Origin of the sequence: Marinobacterium iners DSM 11526 (assembly GCF_900107855.1) — a bacterium.
Classification (GTDB): Bacteria; Pseudomonadota; Gammaproteobacteria; order Pseudomonadales; family Balneatricaceae; genus Marinobacterium; species Marinobacterium iners.
Genome location: NZ_FNRJ01000001.1, coordinates 453,507 through 471,016 on the forward strand (window position 1 = coordinate 453,507; position 17,510 = coordinate 471,016).

19 protein-coding genes are annotated in these 17,510 nt (G+C 56.3%); all 19 read right to left on the reverse strand.

Annotation, left to right across the window (positions count from 1 at the left end):
* Position 1: 1 nt before the first annotated feature.
* Entirely contained in the window at positions 2 to 916 is a 915-nt protein-coding gene (locus BLV48_RS02190; RefSeq protein WP_091822385.1) for a flagellar motor protein MotB, read from the reverse strand.
* Positions 894 to 1,655 carry a flagellar motor protein gene (locus BLV48_RS02195; RefSeq protein WP_091822387.1) on the reverse strand — a complete coding sequence of 254 codons (762 nt, stop codon included), beginning with the start codon at positions 1,653 to 1,655 and terminating at the stop codon, positions 894 to 896. Before BLV48_RS02195 ends, BLV48_RS02190 begins: the two co-directional genes overlap by 23 nt.
* Complete coding sequence (locus tag BLV48_RS02200; protein WP_091822391.1) at positions 1,655 to 2,896, reverse strand: protein-glutamate methylesterase/protein-glutamine glutaminase; 1,242 nt, start codon at positions 2,894 to 2,896, stop codon at positions 1,655 to 1,657. Before BLV48_RS02200 ends, BLV48_RS02195 begins: the two co-directional genes overlap by 1 nt.
* A gap of 27 nt (positions 2,897 to 2,923) precedes the next feature.
* The gene (locus BLV48_RS02205; protein ID WP_091822394.1) at positions 2,924 to 5,002 is read right to left on the reverse strand and encodes a chemotaxis protein CheA; all 2,079 of its coding nucleotides are present in this window, start codon (positions 5,000 to 5,002) and stop codon (positions 2,924 to 2,926) included.
* A 12-nt stretch (positions 5,003 to 5,014) separates the two neighbouring features.
* Complete coding sequence (locus BLV48_RS02210) at positions 5,015 to 5,857, reverse strand: protein phosphatase CheZ (RefSeq protein ID WP_091822396.1); 843 nt, start codon at positions 5,855 to 5,857, stop codon at positions 5,015 to 5,017.
* A gap of 19 nt (positions 5,858 to 5,876) precedes the next feature.
* Positions 5,877 to 6,263 carry a chemotaxis response regulator CheY gene (cheY, locus tag BLV48_RS02215; RefSeq protein ID WP_091822399.1) on the reverse strand — a complete coding sequence of 129 codons (387 nt, stop codon included), beginning with the start codon at positions 6,261 to 6,263 and terminating at the stop codon, positions 5,877 to 5,879.
* A gap of 61 nt (positions 6,264 to 6,324) precedes the next feature.
* Positions 6,325 to 7,035 (reverse strand): RNA polymerase sigma factor FliA, encoded by a 711-nt coding sequence (locus BLV48_RS02220; protein ID WP_091822402.1) that lies wholly within the window; start codon positions 7,033 to 7,035, stop codon positions 6,325 to 6,327.
* 12 nt (positions 7,036 to 7,047) lie between these two features.
* Positions 7,048 to 7,872: a MinD/ParA family protein gene (locus BLV48_RS02225; RefSeq protein WP_091822405.1), complete on the reverse strand. Its 825-nt coding sequence runs from the start codon at positions 7,870 to 7,872 to the stop codon at positions 7,048 to 7,050.
* A gap of 11 nt (positions 7,873 to 7,883) precedes the next feature.
* A complete protein-coding gene (flhF, locus tag BLV48_RS02230) occupies positions 7,884 to 9,347 on the reverse strand; it encodes a flagellar biosynthesis GTPase FlhF (protein ID WP_091822408.1) in 1,464 nt (487 codons plus the stop codon).
* A 33-nt stretch (positions 9,348 to 9,380) separates the two neighbouring features.
* Positions 9,381 to 11,486 (reverse strand): flagellar biosynthesis protein FlhA, encoded by a 2,106-nt coding sequence (flhA, locus tag BLV48_RS02235; protein ID WP_091822411.1) that lies wholly within the window; start codon positions 11,484 to 11,486, stop codon positions 9,381 to 9,383.
* Positions 11,487 to 11,635: 149 nt separating this feature from the next.
* Positions 11,636 to 12,781 carry a flagellar biosynthesis protein FlhB gene (flhB, locus tag BLV48_RS02240; RefSeq protein ID WP_091822413.1) on the reverse strand — a complete coding sequence of 382 codons (1,146 nt, stop codon included), beginning with the start codon at positions 12,779 to 12,781 and terminating at the stop codon, positions 11,636 to 11,638.
* A 1-nt stretch (position 12,782) separates the two neighbouring features.
* Entirely contained in the window at positions 12,783 to 13,562 is a 780-nt protein-coding gene (gene fliR, locus BLV48_RS02245) for a flagellar biosynthetic protein FliR (protein ID WP_091822416.1), read from the reverse strand.
* A 3-nt stretch (positions 13,563 to 13,565) separates the two neighbouring features.
* Positions 13,566 to 13,835, reverse strand: a complete 270-nt coding sequence (gene fliQ / locus BLV48_RS02250) for a flagellar biosynthesis protein FliQ (RefSeq protein ID WP_091822419.1) — start codon at positions 13,833 to 13,835, stop codon at positions 13,566 to 13,568.
* Positions 13,836 to 13,844: 9 nt separating this feature from the next.
* Complete coding sequence (gene fliP, locus BLV48_RS02255) at positions 13,845 to 14,594, reverse strand: flagellar type III secretion system pore protein FliP (protein WP_091822422.1); 750 nt, start codon at positions 14,592 to 14,594, stop codon at positions 13,845 to 13,847.
* Positions 14,591 to 15,016 carry a flagellar biosynthetic protein FliO gene (gene fliO, locus BLV48_RS02260; protein WP_091822424.1) on the reverse strand — a complete coding sequence of 142 codons (426 nt, stop codon included), beginning with the start codon at positions 15,014 to 15,016 and terminating at the stop codon, positions 14,591 to 14,593. Before fliO ends, fliP begins: the two co-directional genes overlap by 4 nt.
* Complete coding sequence (gene fliN, locus BLV48_RS02265; RefSeq protein ID WP_091822880.1) at positions 15,013 to 15,462, reverse strand: flagellar motor switch protein FliN; 450 nt, start codon at positions 15,460 to 15,462, stop codon at positions 15,013 to 15,015. The genes fliO and fliN overlap by 4 nt, the downstream gene beginning before the upstream one ends.
* A gap of 24 nt (positions 15,463 to 15,486) precedes the next feature.
* Entirely contained in the window at positions 15,487 to 16,470 is a 984-nt protein-coding gene (gene fliM / locus BLV48_RS02270; protein ID WP_091822427.1) for a flagellar motor switch protein FliM, read from the reverse strand.
* Between the two features lie 8 nt (positions 16,471 to 16,478).
* Positions 16,479 to 17,000, reverse strand: a complete 522-nt coding sequence (locus BLV48_RS02275; RefSeq protein ID WP_091822430.1) for a flagellar basal body-associated FliL family protein — start codon at positions 16,998 to 17,000, stop codon at positions 16,479 to 16,481.
* Between the two features lie 75 nt (positions 17,001 to 17,075).
* Positions 17,076 to 17,459, reverse strand: coding sequence for a flagellar hook-length control protein FliK (locus tag BLV48_RS02280; protein ID WP_091822433.1), 384 nt, complete (start codon positions 17,457 to 17,459; stop codon positions 17,076 to 17,078).
* Positions 17,460 to 17,510 lie beyond the last annotated feature (51 nt).

Below are 17,510 nucleotides of genomic sequence, written 5' to 3' on the forward strand. Positions count from 1 at the left end.
GTTATTGTTCCTGTTGTTGCTCCGGTCGTGCCTGCCGAAACAGAATACCGGACTCAGTATCGACCTGTTCCAGTGCAGGCGGCTCGCCTGTCACTTCGTTCTCGTCAGCGGTCAACAGTGCACGCACCGCATCTTCACTGACTCGCTGACTGCCAAAGGCCTGTACGAGGCGGCGGACACGCTCATCCCGTGCGATCACAATTACCAGACGCCGATTGTGCTGCCGCCCCTCTTCGGTTCGGTTACTGTAGGCAGGCTGGTACTCACCGTAACCCACCGCTGCCATTCGTTCGGGGTTAACGCCCTGTAACTGCAGCATGCGGACCACCGCAGCTGCCCGGGCCGCAGACAGCTCCCAATTGGACGGAAAGCGGTCAGTACTGATCGGCCGATTATCGGTGAAGCCTTCCACATGCACGGGATTATCCCTGCCTGCAGCAAGTGCAGCAACCTGCTGTAACAGCGGCTCTGCCTCGATCACCGGCAGTGCGTCGCCACTTTCAAACAGCAAACTGGCATTCAGCTCAATGGCGATCCACAAGGCGTTGCCAGTGACTTGTACACTGCCGTCTTCAATCCAGTCACGGAACTGCTCCTCAGCTTGACGCTGCAACTGCTCCAGTGCCTGCGTTTGCTCCGCATCCGGCGCTTGCACGGTTACCGGCGGAACCTGCATTTGCTGTCCACGCCCAGGCAACAGCCCCTCTCCGCCATCCGGCGATACGACCTGGCTACCGCCCTCGGCCCGAAACACCTCGGAAAGGGACTGCGCCAATTGTCGATACTTTTCTTCATGCACGCTGGACAAACCATACATCACCACAAAAAATGCAAACAGCAGGGTGACAAAGTCCGCCCAGGAAATCATCCAGCGATCTGTTCGCAGGTCAGCTTCAGGCCGGCGACGTCTTGGCATCTGACCGCTCCAGGTAACCCTGCAGGCGTAGCTGCACGCTCTTTGGCCCCTGTCCTTCCGCAATGAACAAGAGCCCTTCGAGCATCATCTCCTGATACAGGCTACGACTGTCAATGATCTGGCGCATTTTACCGGCCAGTGGCAGCAGTAGCAGGTTGGCCAGTGCAATACCATAGATGGTTGCCACGAAAGCGGTAGCTATGCCGGCACCCAGCAGAGCAGGATCTTCAAGATTCACCATCACCTGAATCAACCCCAGCACGGCACCGATGATACCGAGGGTCGGGGCATACCCACCCATGCTTTCGATAACACGAGCGGCCTGGTAGTCTCGCTGCTCACGAGCCACCAGCTCTACCTCCAGAGTGGCGCGGATCAACTCAACCGACTTGCCGTCAGCCAGCAACTGCAAACCGTTTCGTATCAGCGGATCGTCAACGCCCGTCAGCTCGTTCTCAAGCGCCAACAAACCTTTGCGACGGGCCGTGATACACCAATGCACCAGCTGACTGATCCCGTCGGCATGATGTGGCTGAGGGTCGCTCAGTGCCAGCCGCACCAAATGCAGGGTGCGCAGCAACAGGTTTTTGGGTGTTTGTACCAGTGCGGCACCGCAGGTCCCGCCCAGCACGATGAGAGCAGCAGGCAGGTTAAGCAGCTCCTGAAGTTGGCCACCTTCAAGGTAGTTGGCCCCCAGGATGGCGACCGTACTGAGCAACAGGCCCAGCAGCACCCACATCAGCGCGAACCTCGCCCTGCCAGTAACGGGCCAATATCATCCAGATCAAGTATTGCATCTGCCAGTCCTGCATTGATGACGGCCTGAGGCATTCCATAGATGGTGCAGCTTTCACGGTTCTGTGCCCACTGGGTCGAGCCGGCCTGCTTCAGCAGACGCGAGCCATCGCAGCCATCCGCCCCCATCCCGGTCAGCGTGATGCCCAGCACCTTCGCCCCATAGGTTTTGGCTGCCGAGGCATAGGTAACATCGGCGCTGGGTTTGTAGGTCAAACGCTCGTCACCCGGTAGAATGCGTACCCGGTCGGTTTGCTTGGAATCAATGATCATTTGCAGCCCACCCGGAGCAAGCAATGCACGTCCGGGCTGAAGCCGATCACCGTCTTCCGCTTCCTTGACACTGATATGACACTGCTGGTTCAGTCGCTCGGCAAATACCTGGGTAAAGGTCTTTGGCATATGTTGAACCAGAAGAATGGGGTAGGGAAAGTTCGCGGGCAGTGCCGTCAGCACCTTTTGCAGGGCGGCAGGACCACCGGTGGAAGCGGCAATCACCACCAGTTTGCAGTCCGGAAAACGCACCCGTGCTGCCGGTGTCGTGGCCGGGCCAGATACCTCCCGCGCAGTAGCAGGGGCAGCCGTTGGGGCTGGCACTGGACGCTCACGACGCGTACTCAGACCACCAGACACTGACGAACGGGCTGGTTTCGCCATCGTTGTACGGGCAGGTGTTGCAGTGCGCCGAGATGGAGGCTCCGGATCATCCGGACGGAACACCATGGTGGTGCCCGGTTTGGCTTTGCCTGGAAAATCGCGCTCGAAAACAGAGCTGCGCTGAAAACGACGACTCCGCCCCAGTGCGACAAGCCGGTCAATCAGCTGGCTGCGCACATTGCTGCCCTTGTCCATCCAGGCACGAATATCCTTGGGCAGATAATCGGCAGCACCTGCTTCGAGTGCCTGCAGGGTCACACGCGCACCTTCATGGGTAAGCGAAGACAACATCAACACGTTGGTAGGTGCTTCTCGCATGATGATACGGACCGCTTCGATCCCGTTCATCTGCGGCATCTCCACATCCATGGTGACCACATCAGGACGCAGCTGCTTTACCTTTTCGACAGCTTCGCGTCCATTTACCGCCGTACCGACAACTTCCATTCGAGGATCATCGCTCAGCATCTCTTCGATGCGATGGCGAAAGAAACCCGAGTCATCGACAATCAACACTTTTACCGGCATAGCGCTCCCTCAGTCACACCTGCCGAATCAGGTCGATGCGTAGTGTTTCAGCAGATTCGGTATATCAATGATCAGTGCGATGCGCCCGTCGCCCGTGATGGTGGCACCCGAAAGGCCCGGCGTTCCATGCAAAATGCTGCCCAACGGTTTGATCACGACTTCTTCCTGACCTACCAGCTGGTCGACAACAAAGCCCACTCTGGAGGTACCAACACTGACGATGACCACATGCCCCTGGTCCGGCAGTCGTGCATTTTCATGCCCTGTAATGAGCCAACGTTTGAGGTGGAACAACGGCAGCGCCTGGTCTCGAACAATAATCACCTGCTGCCCATCGACAATATTCGTTTTGGTCAAATCCAGGTTGAATATCTCGTTCACGTTCACCAACGGCAGTGCAAAGGCCTGGCCTTCAAGCACTACCATCAGCGTCGGCATGATCGCCAATGTCAGCGGTACCTGAATCGCAATCCGGGTCCCTTGCCCCATCACCGAGTCGATACTGAGAGTACCGTTAAGCTGGGTAATCTTAGTCTTGACCACATCCATGCCAACACCGCGGCCGGATACATCAGACACCTCGGTCTTGGTAGAAAAGCCAGCCTGGAAAATCAGATTGAAACATTCCTGATCGGTTAGGCGGCGAGCGGCCTCCACATCCATCATGCCGCGCTTGACCGCCAGGTTACGCAACATTTCTGGATCCATGCCGGCACCGTCATCCTGGATAATCAGCAGGATGTGATCACCCTCCTGCTCAGCCGACAGCAGCACGTTACCTTCACGCGGCTTGCCCGATGCAGAACGTTTTTCAGGCGACTCGATACCATGATCAACGGCGTTGCGCACCAAGTGAATCAGCGGATCAGCCAGCGCTTCGACCAGGTTTTTGTCGAGATCGGTTTCTTCACCTCGAAGCTCAAGCCGCACCTCTTTTTTGAGATTGCGCGACAGATCACGAATGAGACGGGGAAAACGGCCAAATACCTTTTTCACCGGCTGCATGCGGGTCTTCATAACCGAGGTTTGCAGATCGGCGGTGACCATATCCAGTGTGCCGAGCGCCTTGCCCATCTCTTCATCTTCACGAGCACCGCCCAGACGCACCAGACGGTTACGCACCAACACCAGCTCACCGACCATGTTCATGATCTTGTCGAGCAAACGGGTATCAACACGGACATTACTCTCGGCAGCCGGTTTGTTGCCAGCAGCGGGTTTGCCTTTCACTTCTTTGGCGTCATCCGCAACAGTAGCGACTGGCTCGGCAGAGGGGGGAGGCGGTGGTTCAGCCGGCGCAGGCGCAACGGATGCAGCGGCCGGTTTGGCCTGCTCTGCATCCGGCATATGAGCAAAGGCACCCTGGCCACTGGACTGAAGTTCATCCAGCAGCGCTTCAAATTCATCGTCGGTGATCAATTCACCATCGCTGTTGGTTGCCGGTGCAGCCGCGGCCGCTTCAATTTTCGGCGCTTTGCCGGGGCCATGCAGCTCGTCCAGCAACGCCTCGAATTCGTCTTCAGTGATAAGCTCATCGCCACCCGACTCAGATTCACTTTGCTGGTGGCTGCCCGCCAGATCACCCAGCAGCATCTCGAATTCATCGTTCGGTGTGTTTGGGTTAACAGGGGCTGATGCTTGGGGGACAGGCTCTGCCGGTTTTGGAGTGCTGGCAGCTGCCGGTGCCGGTGCCGGTGCAGACGGTACTGTTTCACCACGCCCTTCAGCAAAGTCCTGCAAACGCTGCAGCAATGCAGGCGATGCATGCTGGGGTTCTTCACCACCGCGCACCGCTTCAAACATGGCATTGACGGCATCAAGTGCCTGCAACACCACATCCATCAGTTCGGAGCTGATACTCAGTTCACCGTTGCGCAGCAGGTCAAACAGGTTTTCCGCCTTGTGACAGCATTCAACCATCGCTTCCAGCTGCAGGAAGCCGGCACCACCCTTGACGGTATGGAAACCGCGAAAGATTGCGTTCAGCAGATCCTTGTCATCGGGGCGCTGCTCAAGATCGACAAGCTGCTCAGACAGCTGCTCAAGTATCTCGCCGGCTTCGACGAGAAAGTCTTCCAGTATTTCCTGATCAACATCCAAACTCATAGGGAGCTCCTATCAAAATCCCAGGCTGGAAAGCAGGTCATCAACATCGTCCTGATCACACAGCGTATCTGTTTTCCCTGTCGGAAGCTGGGGCCCTTCCGCCCGGATAGGATCATGTTTTTGTTCTTGTTCAGCCGCGTGGCCCTTCCGGCGTACCGGCTTGTCATCAGAGGCTGCTATATCCTCTGCACTCTCCAGGCTGCTCAGCCGTTCTACTCTGGCCGCCATATCCATCAGTTTGACCAACTGACCCTCAACCTGAGTCACCAGCGTGATAACTCGGCGGATCAACTGACCGGTTATGTCCTGAACCCCCTGGGAGACGAGGATATCAGTCAAAGTTGTGCGCAGTTCAGTAATGGTTTTCTCGGACTGATCCTTGAGGCTGCAGGTGCGATCATAAACCCCGTTCAATGCCTCGAACTCACCCTCAAGCTGCCCTACCAGCAACAGCAGATCCTTGAAACGTTCACTCTGCTGATCCAGCTTATCAACCAGGCTGAGTGATCGATCCACACGATCCATGGTTTCATGGGCATTTTTTTCAGTGAGCTCAATCACGTAATTGAGTCGATCTGAAGCATCACCGATGGCCGAGACCGTACTTTCCGCATCGCTCGGCATTTTTTCGCCGACATCGCTGGAAAATGACTTGATCGCCTCATGCAGGCCGCGCGTCAGGTGACCGACCTCGTTATAGAACACCTGGTGACGGGCAAACTGAAGCTCATTGATAAGCCCCATCGCCTCTGCCATGTTGCCGGCCTCAAGTTCGGACACCAGTGCCTGGGCACGGCTACGCAGAAACTCATCGAAGCCGTTGAAGTCCACTTTACTGGCCGTTTGCGCTGCCATCTGTCTTCCCCGCTTCCGGTTAACCCTCGATACGCTCGAAGATCTTGTCGATCTTCTCTTTCAACACGGCGGCCGTGAACGGTTTTACGACATAACCGTTCACACCGGCCTGTGCTGCCGCAATAATCTGCTCGCGCTTGGCCTCTGCCGTTACCATCAGTACCGGAATGGAAGCCAGAGCAGGATCGGCTCGGACTGCCTTGAGCAGGTCTATACCGGTCATTTCCGGCATATTCCAGTCGGTAATGAGGAAGTCGATACCTCCCTGCTTGAGAATCGGCAACGCCGTCTTGCCGTCGTCAGCCTCGTCGACATTGGTAAAACCAAGGTCCCGCAGCAGGTTTTTTATGATGCGCCTCATTGTGGAGAAATCATCCACAACGAGAATTTTGATGTCTTTCTTCAAGACACTTCTCCCAGTTCAGAAAACACCTTCAAGAGTCGTCCTTATTCCAGACCACAATCGGTCAGCGCCAATCCCTTAGCCGGCCCCTGAGCCTCAGCGCAGCCTGGCTATGGATCTGGCTCACGCGCGACTCACTCACCCCAAGAATCTGTCCTATCTCTTTAAGGTTCAGCTCTTCATCATAATACAGCGACAGCACAAGCCGCTCACGCTCTGGCAAGACACCTATCGCCTGCGCCAGCGCCTGCCTGAATCCTTCCCCTTCATGGGCATGCCCAGGGTCTGGATCAGAGGCAACAAACTGCTCCGAGGGTGTTTCTTCGGAGCTGTCAGTCAACTGATCATAGCTGAACAGGCGGCTGTCGAGTGAATCCTGCAGCAGGGCATGGTACTCGGCAACCCCTATTCCCATTTCGGCCGCAACTTCTATGTCTGTGGCATCACGGCCGGTCCGGTTTTCAACCTGGGCAATCGCTTCGCTGACCCGACGCCCATTTCGGTGTACTGATCTCGGCGTCCAGTCACCCCGCCGTACCTCATCGATAATGGCACCGCGGATACGAATACCGGCATAGGTTTCAAAACTGGCACCCTTGCTGGAGTCGTAACGTTTGGCAGCTTCTAGCAGTCCCATCATGCCAGCCTGAAGCAAGTCGTCCAGCACAACATGGGACGGCAGGCGCGCCAGCAGATGATGCGCAATACGGCGCACCAGAGGGGTGTACTCCTCGATCAGCTCCTGCCCTGACTTAAACTCCAGTTCGTTGTACATATACGCTTCTTTTCAGTGTGCCCGCGCTCCCTGCACGAGCCGCTCGACAAAGAATTCAAGGTGCCCACGTGGGCTGGAACTGACCGGCCAGCTGTCCACCTTGTTCGCCAACTGGCGATAGGCCAATGCGGCCTTGTCCTTGGGAAAGGCTTTCAAAACAGCCTTTTGTCTCTGTACAGCCTTGCGCACCGTTTCATCATAAGGGATTGAGCCAACGTATTGAAGCGTAACATCCAGGAATCTGTCGGTCACCGTCAACAGTTTATTGAACATATTACGTCCTTCGGATTCCGTTCTGACCATATTGGCCAACACTCGAAAGCGTGTCATCTGATAGTCACGATTCAAAAGCTTGATCAGTGCATAGGCGTCGGTAATCGAAGTAGGCTCATCACAGACCACCACCAGCACCTCCTGAGCGGCACGCACAAAGCTGACCACCGAGTCCGAGATTCCAGCCGCAGTGTCAATAACCAATACATCCAGCTCATCGGCAATGTCGTTAAAGGCATGGATCAACTCTGCATGCTCATGGGCGCTTAGAGCCGTCATTTCCTGCGTCCCCGAAGCCGCCGGCACTATCCAGAAATTATCCCCTGCCGGCACCATAACTTCCTTGAGACTGCAGTTGCCTGCAAGCACATCCGAAATGTTGCGTTGCGCTCTCAGCCCGAGCATCACGTCTACATTGGCAAGGCCCAGGTCAGCATCCATCAGCACCACCCGCTGCCCCATTTCACTGAGAGCGGTGGCCAGATTGACCGACACATTGGTCTTGCCAACGCCTCCCTTGCCGCCCGTTACTGCTATCACCTTGACCGGGTGGGTCTGCTTCATCAAATGACTCCTCAACCCGCCCTGAATAATGAACTGCCGGAAGCTTGATCTGCATCATGCTCCCCCGATTTCTGTGCAATCACCACGGCACGGCTGACCAGATCATGCCGCTTGGCGATACCGATATCATCCGGAATTTTCTGCCCATCAGTCACATAGGCGATCGGCAGCTGCTTTTCGATTGCCAGCGTAAGCGCCTCACCCAGGCTGCCCGACTCATCTGTCTTGCTGAGCACACAACCGTTCAGACCCAGCTCTCGATAGTTGTCGAACGCACTACGCATCAACTGGCGCTGACTGGAGCAGGACAGCACCAGCAACTTTTTCAGGCGAACAGTGACACTGGAAAGCATCTGCATCTGCACCAGACCCTGTGGGTCGGATGCACTCATGCCAGCGGTATCAATCAGCACCAGACGCTTGTTGCGAAGACTTTGCAGCACTTCTTCCAGGCTATGGTTTTCATCCACCACGCGAACAGGCACATCCAGAATACGGCCAAAGGTTTTCAGCTGCTCATGAGCCGCGATGCGGAAACAGTCCGTGGTAACCAGTGCCACACTGGAGCTGCCGTGCTGCAGCACATGACGAGCAGCCAGCTTGCCGATGGTGGTGGTTTTGCCGACACCGGTAGGGCCGACAAAGGCGATCATGCCGCCACGCTCCACCAGCTCTTCACCCAGCACCGGCAAAGCATCCGAAAGGCGAGCGAGCGCATTGCGCCAGGCCTTGTCAGCGGCAAGCTCAGGCTCCACACCGCTCATCAGCTGCTGTACCAACTGTGAACCGAGGCCCAGCTGCTCCAGGCGGGCGTGTACAGCTGATCTTTCCTGCACTGGGGCTGCGGCAGGCGTGGCAAACACAGGCGCAGCCGGTTCGGGACGCGCCACCTGCTGCTGCAGCATATTACGCAGCTCTTGAATTTCCTGCTGCATACTCAGCAACGCATCGTCATCCGCAGGCAGGGTATCACTCTCAACAGGTCGTGACGCGGGACGGGGCGTTTCAACCTGACGGGAAGGCGGAGAAGGTACTTCCCGCTGGCGGTTGCGGGCACGAAGCGACTCAAGAATGGAGCGCAGATCTTCATCATCTTCGTCATCAATCTGGCGATTTGCGCTGCGGTCCGCTACCGGCGTAGGCTCGGTGATGCGTCGACTGGCTTCTGCGATTCGAGCCCTGGTACGGTTCAGTTCCTCTTCAAGCGCCGCATTGCGACTGGCCTGCTCCGATTGGTGCGAGTGCCCACCGGTAAGGATACGTATCTGCTCATCCCGATTGGGCGGCTGACGACGACTGCGGCTGCGCTTGAGCTCTGCCTGAGCAGCCTCATATTCATCTTCACGCGCGGCCACAACCTCGACCCCACCCGCTACACGGTGGTTGGAGATGATCACGGCATCAGGGCCGATTTCGTCACGCACCCGGCGCATTGCCTGGCGCATATCCGGTGCAAATATGCGTTTTACCTTCATACCCGTCCCTTATCGGCCGCCAGCCGCCAAACCCTAGCCATTTTGTCCACCCACAGTGGCCACAATCGTGACTTTCTTGTTCTCCGGGATCTCCTGATAGGAGAGTACATGAATCTGGTGTTCTCCATAACGTACAAATTTGGCCATCAGCGGCCGAATCGGGGCTGCCACCAACAGGATGGACGGCTTGCCGGACATCTCCTGTTTCTGAGCGGTCTCGCCCAGCGAGCGCTGCAACCGCTCGGCCATACCGGGCTCCAGTACCATCCCCTCGTCCTGCCCCTGCTGCATGGATCCGAGCAACATCTGTTCCAGTGACGGGTCCAGCGTAATAACAGCGAGCTCCGGTTCCGAGCCATTGACCGTTTGCACAATCAGACGTGACAGCGCCACCCTCACGGCCGCAGTTAACGCCAGCGGATCCTGTGTCCGGTTGACCGCCTCGGCCAGCGCCTCGGCGATGGAGCGGAAATCCTTCAACGGCACCTGTTCCATCAGCAGGTTCTGCAACACCTTCAGCAACGCACTGATCGACAGTTTCTTCGGTACCAACTCTTCCACCAGCTTGGGCGAAGCCTTACTCAGCAGATCAAGCAGTTGCTGTACCTCCTCATGCCCCAGCAACTCATGGGCGTGGGTTTGCAACACCTGATTGATATGGGTCGCCACCACCGTACTTGCATCTACTACTGTATAGCCCAGTGTTTGCGCGTGCTCCTTATGGCTCTTTTCGATCCAGACTGCCTCCAGACCAAACGCCGGGTCACGCACGCTGACCCCTTTCAGCTCTCCGAATACCTGACCCGGGTTGATCGCCAGTTCGCGGTCGGGGTAGATCTCCGCCTCACCTGCTATAACGCCCATCAATGTAATGCGATAGGCGCCGGGCAACAGGTCCAGGTTATCCCGAATATGCACAGACGGCACCAGGAAGCCCAGATCCTGAGACAGCTTCTTGCGCACCCCCTTGATCCGCCCAAGCAACTGCCCACCCTGCATTTTGTCCACCATCGGAATCAGCCGGTAGCCGACTTCCAGTCCGATCATGTCCACCGGCATCACATCATCCCAGCCCAGCTCTTTCTGTTCTTCCGCCGCTGGTTTGCTGTCTGTTGGTGCCTCGGCCTCTTCCGCCTTTGCCTGTTCCAGCTTCTGCAGCTCCTGACGCCGAATCCACCAGGCAATACCGGCTGCGGCCATCGCCAGCATCAGGAAAGCAAAGTGCGGCATGCCGGGCACAATACCCATGATAAAGAGTATGGCAGCTGCCACAGTCAACGCACGTGGTGAGGCGAACATCTGACGGAATACCTGCGACCCCATCGCTTCGGAGGAGTTGGCACGGGTCACCATCACCGCAGCCGCAGTGGACAGCAACAGCGACGGGATCTGTGCAACCAGCCCGTCACCGATGGTCAACAGTGAGTAATATTGCAGGGCCAGACTGAAATCCAGCCCGTGCTGCACCATGCCAATCCCCAGACCACCCAACAGGTTGATCACCAAAATCAGGATACCCGCCACCGCATCCCCGCGCACAAACTTCGAGGCACCATCCATGGCACCGTAGAAATCGGCTTCCTGCGTTACTTCTCGACGTCGATCACGCGCCTCTTCCTGACCAATCAGGCCCGCGTTCAAATCGGCATCGATGGCCATCTGCTTGCCGGGCATTGCGTCAAGGGTAAAGCGAGCACTCACTTCGGAAATACGGCCAGCACCCTTGGTCACAACCACAAAGTTGATGATCACAAGAATAAGGAACACGATGATACCGACGACATAGTTGCCGCCAACCATCACATCCCCGAAGGCCTCGATCACCTTACCGGCAGCATCCCCTCCCTCATGGCCGTACAGCAGAACCACCCGAGTTGACGCCACATTGAGAGCCAATCGCAGCAGGGTCGCAGCCAGCAGAATGGTTGGAAACACACCGAAATCAAGTGGCCGCAGGGCGTAGATCGCCACCAGCAACACCACGATCGATAGAGCAATATTGAAGGTGAAGAACACATCGAGCATGAACGGAGGAACAGGCAACGCCACCATGCCCAGCACGACAAGCAGCAGCAGCGGAATCCCCAGATTCCCCTGCGACAGGCTTCGCACATTGTTCAGGACGACTTGGCGTTCCACTCTTCCTCCGAATGCGTCAAAAAAACATCAAACCAAAGCAACAACACTGCAATCCGAATCAATCCGGCCACATACCGAGAAAAAACGCTGCTTTTCTGACGCTTAACGTACTTCAAGAGGGGTTAAATGCAAAAAACAGGCCAAGCTACCTACTCATCCGGATCCTTGCGATACTCTTCAGGGATATCGATATCTTCATCCCGCAACGGCTCCGGCGCTTCCTCCAACCGTTTGCGATAGCGCTTGAGCTGAAACACATAAGCCAATACCTGGGCAACCGATTGGTAGAGCCCGGCGGGAATCTCGTCACCAATCTCAGTGGCATGATAGAGTGCACGTGCCAGTGGAGGAGCCGACAAAAGCGGCACATCATGCTCCTGTGCGATCTCGCGGATCTTGAGGGCAACAAAGTCCACCCCCTTGGCAACCACACGTGGCGCCCCACTGCCACCCTGATCATACTTCAGCGCGACGGCATAGTGAGTCGGGTTGGTGATCACCACATCGGCCTCAGGCACTTCGGACATCATCTTGCGTTGTGAAATTTCACGCTGGAGTTGACGGATACGCCCCTTGACCTCGGGCTTACCCTCGGTGCTCTTCATCTCATCCTTGACTTCCTGCAGCGTCATTTTCAGCTTCTTGTTGTAATCGTAGAGCTGAAACGGCACATCAATCAACGAGATGATAATCAGTGACAAACTCATCACCAGAAAGGACCAACCCAGAATCTGCAGTGAATGAGCAATGGCCGGCTCCACTGCCTCTCTCGCAAGTGCAAACAGGTCAGGCCGATCCAGCCACAGAACCATGATTGCAAAGGCCCCCACCAATAGAAACTTGGCCAGCGCCTTGAACAGCTCAATCAGAGCCTTGAGCGAGAACATCCGCTTGAGCCCGCTGAGCGGGTTGATGCGACTGCCCTTGGGCTGAATCGCCTGACCGCTGAAATTCCAGCCACCCAGAGCGATCGGGCTCAGCAGTGCCGCCAGCAACGTCAGCAGATAAAACCCCCACAGGCTGAAAAAGCCCTCATACAGAGCCTCACCCAGATGCGTAAACATGCGCGCTGTATCAAAAACATCTTGGCGATCGAGGGTAAAACTTTCCTGCATGATGCTTATCATGGTAGCGGCTACATTACCGCCAAACAGAATAGCGGCAGCTGCCGATGCCAGCAGCAATGCGGTGGAGGCAAGTTCACGTGAGCGTGGAATATCACCTTTTTGTCGCGCATCCTTGATGCGCTTCTCCGTAGGTTGTTCTGTCTTTTCCTGACCCGTCTCTTCAGCCATCTCAGCGCCCTGCTTTTAAAAGCTGACTGACATTCTCCAGCGCTTCGGCCGAGAATGTCTGATAGTGACTGAAAAAACCGGAAAGGCTGACCCAGACAATGAACACCCCCATCAGCATGGTGAAAGGGAAGCCAATCGCAAAGATATTCAACTGGGGTGCCGCCTTGGTCATGATGCCAAAGGCAAAGTTGATCACCAGCAACGCTGTCACGGCCGGTAGTGACATCATGAGCGCAGCCATGAACAGCCACCCGCCCCAATGGGCAATTTCCCATAGCGTCATTTTACTGACACCCTCCAGCCCTACCGGAATGACGTCAAAACTGTCCACCATAATTTCGATCAACACCAGATGGCCATTCATCCCCAGAAACAGCATCATCACCATCATCAGATAGATCTGGGACAGGATAACGGTATTCACACCGTTTGCCGGATCGGTCATGGAGGCAAAGCCAAGCCCCATCTGCATTGCCATAATCTGGCCACCAGCCACAAAACTCTGCAGCAGAATATTGGCTGAAAAGCCAAGCAAGGAACCAATCAGTACCTGCTGAGCCACCACAATCCAGTTCTGCAGCGACAAGCCATCAAATTCAGGCATGGGGGGCAACACCGGCACGATTAAAACAGTCACCGCCAGTGCCAGCCCAAGGCGCAAACGCATCGGCAACATCTGGGTACCGATGATCGGCATTGCCATGAAAAAGGAGGAAACACGGAACAGAGGCCAAAGAAAACTGCTGACCATTTGCTCGACCTGCAGCAGGGTAATTTCCATGGCCTAGGAGATCAGTCTGGGGATGTTCATGAACAGGTAATTGAACAGATCCGATATATTGGTAACGATCCAGGGACCTGCCCACATCACCGCCAGCAGCGTTACAATCAGGCGGGGCAAAAAACTCAGCGTCTGTTCGTTGATCTGGGTTGCGGCCTGAAACACCGATATGATCAAACCGACCGCCAGTGCCGGGCCCACAATGACGGCGACGATGATGACCACCAGCCAGAGTGCGCGACCGAACAGGTCAAGCGTCATGCCTGGATCCATAACACCTCCCTAAACACCAAAACTTGCGGCCAGCGTACCGATCACCATGGCCCAGCCATCCACCAATACAAACAACATGATTTTGAATGGCAAAGAGATGATGATTGGAGACAGCATCATCATACCCATGGCCATCAGTACACTGGCGACCACCAGGTCGATCACCAGAAAGGGTATGAACAGCATGAAACCGATCTGAAAGGCGGTTTTCAGCTCACTGGTAACGAACGCCGGTATCAGTATAGTAAACGGGATCTCTTCTGCCGTTTCCACTGGAGGCGTTTCCGAGATCCGCATGAACAGCTGCAGATCGCTCTCGCGAGTCTGGTTCAACATGAACTCATGAAAGGGGACACCTGCCGCTTCAAAGGCCTCCATCGGCCCCAGCTCTTCAGCCATATACGGCTGCACAGCGCGGACATTCACCTCTTCCAGCACCGGCGACATGATGAACAGCGTCAGGAATAGAGACAGGCCGATGATGATTTGGTTGGAAGGTGTCTGTTGCAGACCCAATGCCTGCCGCAGAATGGCAAATACGATAATGATGCGTGCAAATGAGGTCATCATCATCAACATGGCCGGCAGGAACGTCAGCAGCGTCATCAATGCCAGGATCTGGATGGTGACGCTGTAGTTGCTGGTTCCATCTTCGCCGGTAACCAGCGTCACGGCCGGAATGCCGGTTTCAGCTACTGCAGCCATGGAGGGCAGCATCAACAGCGGCAATAACAGCACGGGAAGCAGCCTGCATTTCATGACCCGCTTTGCCCCCGTCCCAGTACTTGCTGCAAACGATCGGCAAAGGCTGCCCCTCGCAGCTCTGCCGAATCCAGCACAGGTTCATCAAACCGTGCCAGCAAGCTTACACGACCTGGCGCCACGCCAAGCAACATCTGCTCCTGCCCGATCTGAACCAGCACGGCACGTTCGCGTTGCCCCAGCGGCAGCGCTGCCAGCACTTTCATCCCCCTGCCCTGCGCCGGCGCACCATTCACTCGACGGACCAGCCAGGCCAACACCAGGATAAGCCCAACCACCAGCGCCAACCCGAGCAGCAACTGGCCTATAGCACCCAACGACAGCGGGTCCGGCAGATCGACACGAGCACTGGCCTTGCCGGTCTCTTCAGCAGCCGATGCCAGTGTCGGCAACAGCATCAGAGCAAGCAAAGCCCTCATTTAAGCCGCCGAATACGTTCCTGCGGACTGATCACGTCGGTCAGGCGAATACCATAGCGGTCATTCACCACGACCACTTCACCGTGCGCGATGAGGGTACCATTTACTTTCACATCCAGCGGCTCTCCCGCCACACGGTCGAGCTCAATGACCGATCCCTGACTCAGCTGCAGAAGGTTGCGAATGGCGATCTCCGTACCGCCCACCTCCATGGTCAGGTGTACCGGAATATCCAGAATCACATCCAGCTTGGGATCCGCAATCGGCGTGGATTCATCCTTCAGCTCATCGAGTTCGACACCTTGAGCCCCGCCCCCGGACTGCGCCTGAACATCATCCAGCAGAGCATCTGTATCCACACCGGCATCACCGGTCTGCTGTTCCAGCGCTGCGGCCCACTCGTCCGCCAGCGCCTGTTGATCCTGATCGTTGTTCTCGTCACTCACCTTGGTCACTCTCCGCCAGCCGGTTTACTCACTACCCGGCCGCTTGATGGGGTCCTTGATTTTAACCGCCAGATTACCACGCGAGGTCCCCAGCTGGCACTCAAACATGGGGATGCCGTTGGCTCTCAGCTCAAGATTTTCAGGCATTTCTACCGGGATAACATCGCCCGCTTCCAGCTGCATCACATCACGCAGTGTCAACTCGCGTTCGGCCACGGTCAGATCGAGTTCCAGCGTGGCCATCATGATGTCACGCCGCAATGCTGTCAGCCAGCGCTCATCACCCTTCTCTTCATTGGCCTGCACGCCCGATACCAGTTGCTCGCGGATCGGCTCCAGCATTGAATAGGGCATGGTAATGTGCAGTTCGCCGGTACCGCCTTCAAGGTCGATCTGAAACGAGCTCACCACCACAACTTCAGTCGGGTTGATGGCATTAGCCATGGCCGGATTCACCTCATGACCAATATGCTCAAACTCCAGCTCGGCTACTGAACGCCAGGCATCCTTAAGATCCTGAAACAGCTGCTGCAGGGTTTTGTGAACAATGCGTGTTTCGGTGGGAGTAAACTCTCGCCCCTCGATCTTCGCATGCCGACCATCCCCTCCAAAGAACTGGTCCACCAGCTTGAATACCAACCGTGCATCCATGATGAACAGCGCCGTACCCCGTAATGGATGAACCTTGACCAGGCTCATGCTGGTGGGGACGTAAAGGGTGTGGATATAGTCGCCGTACTTCATGACCTGGATGCCACCGACGGTCACATCGGCAGTGCGGCGCAACAAATTAAACAGACTGATTCGGGTGTGGCGGGCAAAACGCTCATTGATCATTTCGAGCGTTGGCATTCGCCCACGCACGATACGCTCATGGCTGGCCAGATCATATGGCCTTATGCCATCAGCATCCTCATCGGCATTGTCTTCGGTCTCGACATCACCGTCATCAACACCGTGCAACAGCGCATCTATTTCATCCTGTGAAAGCAGGTCCTTGACCGACATGGATAACCCTACTGCATCACAAAGTTGGTAAAGAGGATCGTTTCGACCCCGGGCTGGCCGATTTTTTCCTGCATAATCGACTGTACCAGCGCCGTAGCTTCTGTTCGCAGTGCCTGTTTGCCTTCCAGCGTCTGCAGCTCTTCAAACGCCTGGGTAGCGAACAGAGCATTGAGACGTGCCACGATCAACGGCATGTGCAGCTTCAGCGCCTCATCCACAACCGGGTCCCGACTTTTGGCCTCGATGAAGGCCTGCATGTAGTGTCGCTTGCCATCAGACGACTGCAGGGTTACCACAAAGGATGGCTTGCCCTCCAGCGTACGGACCTTGGTATAGATCGCCTCTCGCTTGACCGCCTCAATCTGCTGAGCCTCACCATCAGAGCCGCCATCGCCCGACAGCAGGAAGAATGCAGTGGCACCACCCCCACCCAACAACAGGAGCGTCACGGCCACGAGTATGATGATTAACTTCTTTTTGGAACCCTTGGCTCCCTGTTCGTCATCTGCCGCTTCTTCTTTATCTGCCATCAGTGCCTCCGCTGGTCGAGCGTTAATGCGCTTGGATGGAGACTAATATAACACACTGTTTTTGGGGCTGAAGCCTCAGGCGTAATAGTCCACCAGACCGACCTTGACCGAATGCAGAGCCAACCCTTCGTTCGGACCCGCGTCACCCTGCCCATAACGGCCACCGGGCTGGCCCTGCCGCGCCTGTTCGTGCTGCCCGGATTGCTGCTGGGAGGACTGGTCCGCCACTGAAGAATCCTGCAGATTGAGTCCCTGCTCGGCAAACATTTCGCGCAGACGTGGCATCTGCTGCTCCAGCGCCTCACGAACCATTGGATTGGGGCTGGTGAAGCTGACACTAACCTGATCGCCGCCCTGTATGTGGATACGAATCTGCATGGCACCCAACTCAGGCGGATCAAGCTGAATCTGGGCCGTTCGCGGACCGTGCTGGGCCATCATAATCGCACGCTCACCCATCGCACGCCCCCAGTTGGGCGAGAGCAGCTGTTGCTGAGCCAGTGAAAAGGG